At 55.1% G+C, this 276-nt stretch carries 1 rRNA gene; it reads right to left on the bottom strand.

The window, feature by feature from the left end:
• A 16S ribosomal RNA gene (locus AC0LWN_RS32800) occupies nucleotides 1-276 on the bottom strand; the annotation flags it as partial.

The following is a 276-nucleotide window of genomic DNA, read 5'->3' as shown; positions in this document are numbered from 1 at the left end:
TCAGTCCCAGTGTGGCCGTTCACCCTCTCAGGTCGGCTACGCATCGTCGCCTTGGTGGGCCGTTACCCCACCAACTAGCTAATGCGCCGCAGGCCCATCCTCTAGTAGCAGATTGCTCCGCCTTTCATCCTTTCTTCAGGTGAAGAAAGGAATTATCCGGTATTAGCTACCGTTTCCGGTAGTTATCCCAGTCTACAGGGTAGGTTGCCTACGTGTTACTCACCCGTCCGCCGCTAAGCTTACCCCGAAGGATAAGCTCCGCTCGACTTGCATGTA

It is taken from the genome of Paenibacillus sp. sgz302115 (assembly GCF_056120445.1).
This window is presented reverse-complemented; position numbering and strand designations above follow the sequence as displayed.